Annotated in this window: 6 protein-coding genes; all 6 read left to right on the top strand. The window is 55.7% G+C overall.

Translation table 11 applies throughout. The features are described 5' to 3' along the window. Window positions 1-19: 19 nt before the first annotated feature. Window positions 20-1360 carry a DNA cytosine methyltransferase gene (locus J8I82_RS18905; RefSeq protein ID WP_209760197.1) on the top strand — a complete coding sequence of 447 codons (1341 nt, stop codon included), beginning with the start codon at window positions 20-22 and terminating at the stop codon, window positions 1358-1360. Between the two features lie 12 nt (window positions 1361-1372). After that, window positions 1373-3502, top strand: coding sequence for a hypothetical protein (locus J8I82_RS18910; RefSeq protein WP_209760199.1), 2130 nt, complete (start codon window positions 1373-1375; stop codon window positions 3500-3502). Between the two features lie 179 nt (window positions 3503-3681). Beyond that, entirely contained in the window at window positions 3682-5031 is a 1350-nt protein-coding gene (locus J8I82_RS18915; RefSeq protein ID WP_245179885.1) for a hypothetical protein, read from the top strand. After that, on the top strand, window positions 5028-10583 hold the full coding sequence (locus tag J8I82_RS18920; protein ID WP_209760203.1) for an ATP-binding protein: 5556 nt from the start codon (window positions 5028-5030) through the stop codon (window positions 10581-10583). The genes J8I82_RS18915 and J8I82_RS18920 overlap by 4 nt, the downstream gene beginning before the upstream one ends. Before the next feature lie 20 nt (window positions 10584-10603). After that, a complete protein-coding gene (locus J8I82_RS18925) occupies window positions 10604-11044 on the top strand; it encodes a very short patch repair endonuclease (RefSeq protein WP_209760205.1) in 441 nt (146 codons plus the stop codon). A gap of 326 nt (window positions 11045-11370) precedes the next feature. Beyond that, entirely contained in the window at window positions 11371-11700 is a 330-nt protein-coding gene (locus tag J8I82_RS18930; protein WP_209760207.1) for a DUF1484 domain-containing protein, read from the top strand. Window positions 11701-11909 lie beyond the last annotated feature (209 nt).

Here is an 11909-nt window from a genome sequence, read left to right on the forward strand (position 1 = left end):
CGTAATGGAAGTCTAAAATATGATCAAGGGCAAGTTCGTAGACCTTTTTTCAGGCTGTGGAGGCCTATCACTTGGCCTGACCATGGCGGGCCTTCAGGGCCACTTTGCTGTGGAGCGTGACGCGATGGCGTTCGAAACGTTCTGCGACAACTTTCTTGGCCCGCGGAAGGTGCCGATCACCAAGTTCGCGTGGCCGTCCTGGCTCGAAAAGCGGGCATGGGGCATTGATGAGCTACTTGCTAAGCATTTTGAGCGTCTCACTGAATTACAGGGAAAAATCCAAGTCCTTGCGGGAGGGCCGCCCTGTCAAGGATTTAGCTTCGCTGGCAAGCGTCGGGAGGCAGATCCTCGGAACTTGCTCTTTGAGAAATATATTGAGGCTGTCGATGCAATTAAGCCATCAGCTCTGGTCCTAGAAAATGTACCGGGGATGAAGGTAGCGCATTCCAGCAAAATGGACCTAAGCGACGGTCGAGAAAAACACGCCGCCGAGTCATACTACGAGAAGCTTAAGAAAGGGCTCGAAGCAATCGGCTATGAGGTACATGGCGAGATTGTTGATGCATCACACTTCGGTGTGCCTCAACGGCGGTCGAGATTGATTGTAATAGGTCTTAGAAAAGATCTTGCTAGCCGATTAAGTGGCGGGGTCATTCGAGCTTTCGAGCTACTCGAAGCAAAGCGAGGGGATCTTCTCACCAAGCATGGCCTTCCAAAAACGAAATCGATTTCCGCTCAGGACGCCATATCTGATCTCCTACTCAAGCGAACATTTACTAAGCCTTGTACTGATCCTATTTCTCCTAAGGGTTTTCAGGAAATCCACTATCTTGGCCCAAAAACTGTCTACCAGCGGTCAATGCACAAAAATTGCCGGGACGATGCCATGGATAGCATGCGCTTGGCACGGCATAGCGAAGAAGTGCGGCAACGATTTGAGCAGATTCTGAAGGTGTGTGAACGAGGCGTTCGGATGAATGAGGAAAGTCGCGCGAGGTTCGGGCTCAAGAAGCACCGGATTTATCCGATGTCTGCATGGGAGCCAGCACCAACTATCACGACGTTGCCAGACGACGTACTGCACTATTCCGAGCCGCGAATTCTTACCGTTCGAGAAAGTGCGCGTCTTCAGAGTTTTCCTGATTGGTTTAAGTTTCGAGGTAAATTTACGACGGGCGGGGCGATGCGTACAAAAGAATGCCCACGGTATACCCAGGTGGGTAACGCCGTCCCACCGTTGCTCGCTGAAGCGATTGGGCTGGCGGTAATTGCCGCTCTCGAAGAGGTAATGGCTGGCACAACCCAAAAAGGTCGAGTGAAAAGGGATCAGCAGAGTGAACTATTTGCTGCAGTAGCCTAATTAGGGGGTGGGATGGTGGATACGTCGACGGCAGGCCCTCAGTTTCCGAAAGATTTGATCGAGTGGGCCGGGAATCATGCGGGAGGCGTCAAGCGCCTTTTCGATTCTCATAGCGGTCGCCCCGGCAAAGAGCTTTTGCGGACCAATCTGATAGGGCGCCTTGAGTCATGGGCTGAGCGGGTGTCCACTAACGCATTGGATACGCCTCGGATCTTACTGCTAGTTGGGGGGCCAGGTAACGGTAAGACAGAGGCGATCGAGCATACTGTAAACTGTCTGGATCGGGGGCTTGCCGCGGGGGGGAGGCTAATTGAAAAACTATCCAAAGCTTTTCATCCTTCACGAGGGCAAGCTGTTGCCAGGGTTGTTCGCGTCGACGCCGGTTCCCTTGCGCGGACTCCGCGATCTCTCGAGCTGTCGATCGTTCAGGATGCTTCGGCCACAGCGGGGCATGAAGGGCAGTCTGCACCGGAACTGCTAATCGACGAGCTGCTGGCAATCCTCGACAGACCTGACGAGCACTACTATCTCTGTTGCGTCAATCGCGGTGTCCTTGACGATGCCCTGATTCATGCCATTGATCATGACATCGGTAGTGCACGGGCTCTGCTCGAAGTTATTACTCGTGCCGTAAGCCTTTCGTCGGACTCCCCATCCTGTTGGCCGCTGAAGGGTTTCCCATCTATCGCAGTCTGGCCGATGGATGCAGAGTCGCTGCTGATTTGCCCCTATGATGACCTGCCTTCTCCAGCTGCGTTGTTGATCGAGTACGCGACGAAGCCAGAATATTGGTCAACCTCTGGCTCGTGTCCCGCCGGCGAAGCCTGTCCCTTCTGCAACAGTCAAGCTCTTCTAGCTCGTGAGGCGAGTCGCAAAGCTCTCTTACAGATTTTCCGTTGGTATGAGCTTGCAAGCGGCAAGCGATGGAGCTTCCGGGACCTATTTTCACTAATTTCGTATTTGTTGGCTGGGCACCGCCCCGCAGGTACTGGCCAGCAACGTGACCCGTGCCAGTGGGCGGCACAATTGATAGAGCAGGACATAGCTGGCCAGTCGGCTAAGGTGCCGCGCCGGCAGCAACTCACGGCTATGTTCCATCTCGCAACCCTCAGCTACCAGCACGCGCTTTTTCATCGCTGGAATCCAGAGGCTGCGGTTACCCTTCGGGAAGGTATCAAGGATCTGGGGTTAGACAAATCAGCTAGCGAGACGCGGGTTCTGCTTGGGCTCCAACATTTCATAGGGGAACGCAAGGACCCCTACCTTCCAGCGCCTATCGCATCATTGCTGGAAAGCCTCGTTGACCTGCTGGACCCCGCTCTGGCGAGTCCCGATATTGAAGTTGCTGTTAGCGGGCGAAACAAGGTCGTACTTGGAGAGCTAGACACAAGGTTTAGTCGATCACTGGCCGATGGGATTGAGTTCGTCAGGAAGTACCAAGTGCTGTCATCGACAGAGCTCGACCTGTTGCGCCGCCTGGCTAGGGCCGACAATTTGCTTTCATCCCCAACCACTCGAAGAAGAAACCCAGCCGCAGCCAGCCGGATCCAACGCATACTCCGCGACTTCGCATGTCGTCTCACCAGACGCAGCATTTGCACTCGCTCTGCAGTAGTGCCAGATTCTCGTATCCTAGAAGCCTTTCAGCGTGTAGTGGAAGAGGATGCAAATGGGCGGTACCTCTTCGAAGTGGCCAAGCAGGTAAAAGGCCTTCTGAACAAAGGCCAAGAATTCGAGGTCTCACTTTCGACCACATTTGGGCAACCGTTACCACCTGAGCAACGACAAGCGACGCTCGTCGTACCGGTGCGGCAAGTGAGGGCGCTTCGATTGTCCACTAATGGACGCCCGCGTTCACCAATTTGCTTTCTTGAGGTCGGCGCTGGACAATCAATGCAGCCGATTGCGTTGACTTATGACTTGTTCAAGGCTGTGAAGGAGCTCGAGCGAGGGCTTTCGCAGGCCTCGCTACCACGCACGGTCGTTGCGTTGCTTGATACGACTAAGGCAAGGCTGTCTGGCCCGATAGTCCGAGATTCTGAGATCCTCGTCGACGCCAGAATTCGAATAGGCGCGGATGGGGCCGAAATAGGGACAGCATGGGGGAATGGCTTTGTTGCTTTGGAAGGAGCAAGGGAATGACTCTCGCGGCTTTTAAACAAGCTCCATGGAAGACCTCTCATCCAAAGTACAGGGACTCCGCACTATCGATTAGTCCTGCGCCAGAATACGCGAGCTCAGAGGTATTACTTGCATCGCTCTATAGAACCATTGGGTTCGAGTCCGTAAGCGAGGGCAGAGTTCCACAGGCGGGACGAGACTTGGAACGAAGATTACAAAGGCTGCGCGACAAGGGGCTACCCGCTCCAGATGGTGCGACGCTAAGTGTCGACAGTTGGAATACGGTCCTGCATGGTGTATTGGAAAGCCCCAAGCTACCGAAACAGTCCTCCAAGCGATTTCTTCAGGTCACTCCACTTGTGCCATCGGCTGCCCTCTTTTCCGGATCAGCACGGCTAGCCAATAACTCCTGGCCGGCGGGGAGTTTGGTTCGACGGATGATTTGGCTGGGCTCCAAGGACTCTGAGGCAGCGCTTGCGTTATGGAAAGAGCTATTCGAGGCTCTGACCGTGGGTGAAGACGACGACGTCTTTGCTCGCTGGCTTGAGCAGGAGACCTGCTCTTGGGACACTTCCTCGACGTGGGCGCTTGCTGAAGTGCCACCATCCGATGTAGCAACCTTAGCCGTCGAGGACATCAATCGTGTGCGATTCATTCCCGCGAGGCAATTTACCAGGGATTTGCGTTCAGTCCTAGGCGCGAAGGGCGCGATGACTCGCCGGCAATGGACAAGCCTTCTGGAGGCTGTCCTCCGGCTTGCCGCGGTTGCCCACGTGACATGGCTATGTGATGTCCAGGCGCGGATATGGCGGTGCTTGTCTGATTCCCTTGCGGGGGACGGTCCTTCCGATGAGAGTGCCGCGAGGGTTGCAATGTACCCGGACGGCCCCCAATACATGACTTACGGTGGCAAAGCGCTGAACGGACTCAAGGATCGAGCCTCCGGCTATCTGGCGGCTCGCCTAGGAATCAATGCTCTCTTGTGGTCCCTTATGGAGCTTGGTGAATCGTACTTGGGCGAAATTTCATCGAGCAAGGGGGTGGCGCAGCTATGTGAGCATGTTCGCAAAAATCGGGTCGCCCTAATGGACGCGAACATCCAAGCAACTCTTGCAGACCTACGAGAGCGGGAGACGCGCGCACTGAGCTGCAAAAAGGGCATTGGTGACAATCTTCACGAATTCGCCCGCCATGTTCTTGGCCAGCGACTGACCGCTGCCCAGCTCCTGCGAGGCTATGACCAAGGGTATGTGCTAAAGAAAAAGGGCAATAGCCCGTCTAGCCCGTGGGTTGTTTCCCTTGGCCCGGTAGCGGTACTGGCCTTCGTCCATTGTGCCCTAGCAGGTATGGGCGGCCCACGATCGATCCATCGGCTAGGGCAACATTTGGCGGCCTATGGCATCGTTGTCGATCGTCATGATATTGCCAGAAATGATCTTGGGCACCAACTTAGAATGCTCGGCCTCGTGCTTGATAGTCCGGACGCTGAGAGTGGAATGCTGTTGTTGCCCCCGTTCCCGGTCAATCAGGCTACGAGCAAAGAGAAATGAATCGACTAGTAAATAAGCTAGCCAGCCTCATTCGGGGCAAGGTGGAAGATTCAGTCAAGGGGCGTACGAATGCCAAACTCGAGTCTCGCTTTATTTTTCATGGTCCGCCTCTTAGCTTCCTCGATTCGGTCTATGACGAACTCGTTCGAGAAGGGGGCATAAGCGTCGGGTCGGTGCAAGACGGTACAGAGGCAATCCTACCTGTACTGCTTCAGCTTCCGCATGGCAGCCTAGCAGGGCGGAATCCGGATATCGGAGTGTCGGGTAAGTGTGATGAGAGCCACTTACTGCATATTCGCAACGACCCGAATAGCCCGAGTTTCCTGGCCCTTATGCCACCAGGCCAGCACAACAACATGTCCGTTGCGTCGACCACGGAGGAGTTCGGTATGAACGCCTCTAGCAACACAGGTCACGCGACGTTCGAGGAGTGGTGGGCAGATGGGTTCGTTCAGCAACTCGTTACTGATGGGTTGCATGATGCCGGATTCGCTGAGAGTCAGGTCGAAGAAGCACGACTTATCGTTGAGAAAGCGGCAGCGGCAATCGATGAGGTTGATCCGGAGGAGGGGAGCCGAACGGCGGTCTGGCGCTTATTGTCGCGCATTTACTCTATCAGCGGCAATATGCATGGATTGTCAGCGGGATCCGCGCTGGCTTTAGCCTGCGGAACGCCTTCTATGGAGGACGGGGGCATTTCCGCGAAACTGCAACTTGGGATTCTGGAGCGAGTCGCCGAAGAGGTGACTGATGGTTTTAAATCCTGCATCGAGCGAATTGCGGCCAATGCCAATGAATCGACTAAGCCGGCGCTCTGGGCCTTCCTTGCTCATGTTCAGGCGAAATGTGAAATCCCTACAGCCTTCGAACGTGCTACACAGGCCTTCTACCTGCCGTTGGACTCGATAGAGATTGCGTGTCCGCCGCTCTGGTGGTCGACGCTTACAACGGAATGCTGGGCTGAGCTGCTCGCCGACGAGCCCGATGAGGCTGCTGGGGATCTATCGATCTCCTGTACCAACGCCATCTTGCCTGTTGCTCGCGGAATGCCCGCCATTGTCAAGGATGACGTTGAGCTATCGATATTTGTCGGTGCTGTAGTGGAGGGCGAGCCGGTTCAAGTCGAACTGACAGGTGGATCACATGGGAAATCCGCCGTCTCTATCTTAGTTGAAGAGAAGTTCATTCACCATGACACGCCGCCGTCTGTTGGCCAACGATCGCCCATACTTTACAAGGTAGTCGCGAACGGGCGAAAGGCTGCTACGGCTCGCGTCATCTCCTTAGCTAGCTGGGCTCCAGGGATCATCGTTGCCTGCAGGATGGCTAGCAAACTCGCACCACCGAAGAAGCCGCGAAAGAGCAATGCCGGTCCCGATTGGGAAACCGCACTCTCCCTTCCTGGTTCTGGTCGTTACGAGCTCCTTCTTCTCGTCTCGCCAGGTACGAGCGTTGATCAGGCGGCGGGTGTGCCAGATGATGCAACGGAACAGCTTAATGGGGCTAGGCAGCCGTTGCGGCTTCATCTCGTGAGGGACGGGCAATATCAGGTAGAGATAGAGGCCGATGGTAACTCTCAGCTAGAAATTGCTTTTCGCCCTGCAGGCCGCGACGCGATAGAGACATGCACCGTCTACATTTCATGCGAAGACGTCAAGGAAGAAGGATGTCGGAGCGAGTTTGAGCGGCTCATTAAGCTCAATCGGCGTCATCTTGAGAAATTTGACACAAAGGCTGTCGTTCAGCTCGATCGACATGCGCGCGTATCAAGTCTTCAGGCTTGGATACTCGACGAGAGGAACGTAGGTAGGTCCTTTATCCCGATGGTTCTCGCCGATGACTATGCCTCACACTGGACGTCACCAGACTGGAGTACTGCGCATGGGCCAATACTATCGCAGGCGCGCTTCCTTCACGATCCGCGACCGGAAGCTTCATTATTTCGGGCTCCCCAGAGCTTCGTCGATGCTCGCGAGACCATTGCAGCTCGAATCAGGGAAACCAGTGACCATGCGGGCCTGCTCGAGTCAGCGCCTTTGGGTAAATGGCTTGCGCGCGATCCGAGCTTTCGCTCAATCGTAGAGTCATATCTGGACGCTTATACAGCATGGCTAGCCGCTGACCCTGATGTTGCTTGTTGGGTGGATGCTATTGCTGTTTGCTCCCGAGAGGCAGGTGGTCGAACACTTGCACGGATTCCGGATGCCTTCATCCTCTCGCCGATGCATCCGTTGCGGCTTGCTTGGCACTGTCTTGCTCAGCAGGTTCTTTACGAGGAACTTGAGGGCGAGGACCCTCGCCCTTGCCCAGCGGCTAGCATCCTCGACCCCGATTGCGTGCCAGATCTACTGACCATGTCACTACAGGCGCCCAGTGGGCCAGCAGGTATTGATAAAGTCGATTTCCTTTCCGTAGAGTGCAACTCCGATTATTGGGCAGTACTCTGGAATGGCTCGCGTTTAGATGAAATAGCAACGAAATCGCGCCAAGCACCATTCGATAGCGCCTTCGGGTTGGTAGTTGGGGGAATTTCGAGTGGCTTCAGCCCGGCTCAGGTTGCGCGCGCGCTTGACGATGTCTCTGACCTACTCGCCGCCAAACCTGCGGTTAGCCTCGTCGTATCAAGTGCAGGGGGCGCTTCGGACGCCTGCAATGAGGGTCTTGCGACGTGGTGTGCAAAGCGATTTGGAAATGGAGAGAAGGCTGCTCTAGCGCAGAGTGTCGGGCCGCGGATTTTGGAGGTTTTCGACACGAGGCCACCGAGCTCCCGTCCTGATCAGGCTGCAATTGCGAACCTGTCGGAGGATACTGGTAATCATGTCCGCTGGTTCGAAGGCCAACCCCCGGAGACCAAGCCCGATTTGGGCATTGTTGCTCAATTGGACTCCATACAACCCGATTGCACGAACGTGGAAGTGCGCTCCCCATTGGGAGTCGGAGCGCTGATCAGGCACAGGGTCAGGCGTCAGCTACATGGGGCCTTTCTAAGCGAGTCGCGTCAAGGCCTACCAATGCCTCCGTCCGGGGATATGTTTGCGGACAAAATTGTCAATTGTGTTACAGCCCTTGAAGGCACCAAGGGTGGAAAGATTGGCCTGCAGTTTGCGCCGAACGTTCACGCGGTGTCGGACATGCTCGAGGAAAAAAGGGCGGGTTTTGTAGCGGTTTCCTCGTCAGCGATCGATCCAGCATGCTTCTTAGGTGGCTGGATCAAAGGCACGTACTTGTGGGATTACGATCTGCCCTCCTACTCACATCGCGCAGGCGACACCAGTGGCTATTACTTGCTGTCCCGAATTAGGGGATCCGATCGAGAAGCTCTAGGCAAAGTTTTAGGGGCACTACCTGGTTGCAAGGCTCTAAGCGACGAGCAGATTGAGCAAATCTTGCTCGAGGTGGCACGAAGGGGAATACCCACAGTGCGCGGCCTATCGGGCGACAATACTGGCGCAACCGGTGATCTTGGCTTGTTCCTCGCTGTCAGGCTCTTGCAGGACCAGTTCCGCTTATCGGGTAACGCGAACAGCCTATTACCAGTGCTGTCTGGATCGCCGGACGACGCCTCGATTGCGATTATCATCCCTGTGGATCCTTTCCGTGGATACCTCGGTGATATGGCTCGATCCCTTGGCAGGGAGCGCAAGGATGCCTCGCTATTGCGCCCGGACCTTCTGGTGGTCGGTATCCATATCTGTGGAAGCCAAATCCGATTTCGCCTTACTCCCGTGGAGGTAAAATGTCGGAATCAAGCCAATACTTTCAGTTCGGGGGATGCAAAAGAAGCCCTTGCCCAAGCCAGGTCGCTTTCAACGTTACTTCAGGCAGTTCAGGAGCGCGCGACAAGTTCGTTGGCATGGAAGCTTGCCTACCAGCATTTGCTGCTGTCCATGATTGGGTTCGGACTGAGGGTGTACAGCCAGCAGGAGCTAGTTACGAAGCAAGCAGCGCGATGGGCTGACTACCATGAGCGTATTGCTTCTGCGATCCTGAGTTCAGCTCCTTCTATCAGCATCGACGAGTCAGGGCGGCTGATCGTGGTCGACGGGTCGCCGCAGAGCGATGCCCGCGATCAGGATGGCGACGGCTTTGCCGAAAGCGTGTACCTTTGCCCCGAGGATGCCGGATGCATTGTGGCTGGCGATGCTCAGGGATTCTATGACTCAGTACGTCGGAAGATCGGCAACTGGCAGCTCTTGCCGCCAGCCGATTCGGATGCAATCGTGGAAGCGCTCGTTCAGGAAGCGAGCCCTCGGACTGCACACCTCCAAGGTGGAGATTGCAGGCTATCCAGCGATGAAGCTACGCTACATCCAGACACCTCAGTTGATGCCCCGGTGGGCATCAACGACCAAAGGTCGGGTATCCCACCATCAAGAGATATAATTCCAATGGCGGCCTTGCCGGAAGAGGCGAGTACTGGCGTCATTCTATCAGTGGGAACCACAGTCGATGGCTTTGAAGCGCGGTCGCTTTCCCTAAACATTTCCGATACGCGACTTAATCAACTTAACATTGGCGTAGTTGGCGATCTAGGTACCGGCAAGACGCAGTTGCTGAAATCGCTCATCTTTCAGATTGCTTCTGCCCAAAAGCAGAACCGTGACGTCAAGCCAAGATTCCTAATTTTTGATTACAAGCGCGACTACAGCAGCCCTGAGTTTGTGGAGGCTACAGGCGCGCGGGTGGTCCGGCCATATCGTCTGCCACTGAACTTATTTGACACCGCCTCCCTGGGGGAGTCCGTGGCGCCGTGGTTGGACCGGTTTCGATTCTTTGCGGACGTACTCGATAAGGTCTACTCCGGCATCGGGCCAGTACAGCGTGACAAGCTAAAGGGAGCAGTCCGCAACGCTTATGAGACAAGGCTCGCTCAGGGCCGTCCGCCGACCATCTATGACATTCATGCGGAGTATCGCGCGTTGCTTAGCGGCAAGGCAGATTCGCCAATGGCCATCATCGACGATCTCGTCGATATGGAGGTGTTCGAGAAGCAACCCGGCAAGACAATGCCGTTCGATGAGTTCCTCGACGGCATTGTCGTGATATCCCTTGATGCAATGGGCCAAGATGATAGAAGCAAGAACATGCTCGTTGCGGTTATGTTGAATATGTTCTACGAGAACATGCTTCGAACACCGAAACGCCCGTTCTTGGGCAATAGTCCACAGCTTCGTGTCATTGACTCATACTTGCTCGTCGACGAAGCCGATAACATCATGCGGTACGAATTTGACGTTCTTCGCAAATTGCTTCTGCAGGGGCGGGAGTTCGGCACCGGCGTGATCCTTGCATCGCAGTATTTGAGGCATTTCAAGGCAGGCGCTACTGACTACAGGGAGCCATTGCTGACATGGTTCATTCACAAGGTTCCTAATACCACGCCGGCAGAACTGGGGGCATTGGGATTCACTTCGGATTTGGGTGAATTGTCTGACAGGGTGAAGACCCTGCCGAACCACCATTGCATGTACAAATCCTATGACATCCCGGGTGAGGTCATCAGAGGTTTGCCTTTCTACGAGATTGATAAGGCTCGGTACGGTGGCGTTTAGACAGCTAAGGTGCAGGCACGATGGTCGATTTCCTCTCGCCCGCTGACCGCTCGGACAGAATGTCCCGAATCAGGGGTAAGGACACCCAACCGGAACTAGCATTGCGAAAAGTTCTGCATCGACTCGGTCTGCGCTATCGGCTGCACGGGGCTGGCCTACCTGGAAAGCCTGATCTGGTGTTACCCCGCTATAGGACGGTGGTGTTTGTACACGGGTGCTTTTGGCATCGGCATGTGGGATGCAAGATTGCGACGATTCCCAAGTCCAATACATCGTTTTGGATCGAGAAGTTTGAGCGAAACGTCGCTCGCGACAAGCGCGTTTCATTGTCACTAAGGGAGGCGGGCTGGACGGTGCTTGTTGTCTGGGAGTGTGAGCTCGCATCCACAGAAAAGGCGAATGCAACGGGCGAACGACTAGCCGCTGTGATACGAAGCACCGTGCCATTGAAGAGCGTGTAGATGTGGAGCGACGGATGCGTTTCTTCTACTACAAGTAGAACTTGAGACTTTGCCGCATTGTCTTGTGAGGGCTGTCCGGCGAGACTGACAGTGTCGCCAACGCAATGGCTGACCAGGTTTGACAGCCTGTCCCATATAAAGCGGACGAAGCAGATAGCGGTATCCTCTCGTCCGTGCGCCTTCGCACGTCCTCCGGGCGGGCCTTGGCAGGGGAGCCAAATGGCTCGCCGGTTTGTATGTGGCCGGTCTGTCAATCCTGCTTCGTGCCCGCCCACCCCGGTTGACAGCGGACAGCGGGCCTCTATCCCACATATACGGAGGTCGCAATGACTAGCACCACCCCGGCTCCCCAAGAGCTCACTCTCGCCCAAAAACAAGCCCAACTTGCCGAAAACCTGGCCAAAACCGACCGCGCTCAGTTCCGCCGCCAAGCCAAAGCCGCCCCGCCCCCACCCAGCAAGGCCGTCACCCTAGAGGACCACATCCTCGAAGTCACTGACGACATCCTGCGCGTCAGCGCCGGCCTTCAGTCCGCCCTGACCTTGCTGGACCTGCAGAGCGACAGCATCCCCGAATGCATCGGCCTCCACGCCCTGCTTTCGCCGCTCAGGCAACAGCTCATCGAAAGCTCCGACCGCCTGCAGGCACTTGTCTGACGAAGGGCAAGCCCGCGCAATGCGGGCCTGAAAGCAAAACGGCGCGGGCCAACTGGCCTCGCGTCGTTCTGGTTCTGGCACGGTGAAGTGCTACACGCCCAGGCCTTAATACTCCACAGCCGCTGAAGCGAAGGTACGAAAGCGCCCCCCGACCCCAACCGCCGCTCCAAATCCGCGCGCGCGTCATGGAATGCTGGGTACCCCTCTAG

It is taken from the genome of Cupriavidus consociatus (genome assembly GCF_017814975.1).
Taxonomy (GTDB): Bacteria; Pseudomonadota; Gammaproteobacteria; order Burkholderiales; family Burkholderiaceae; genus Cupriavidus; species Cupriavidus consociatus.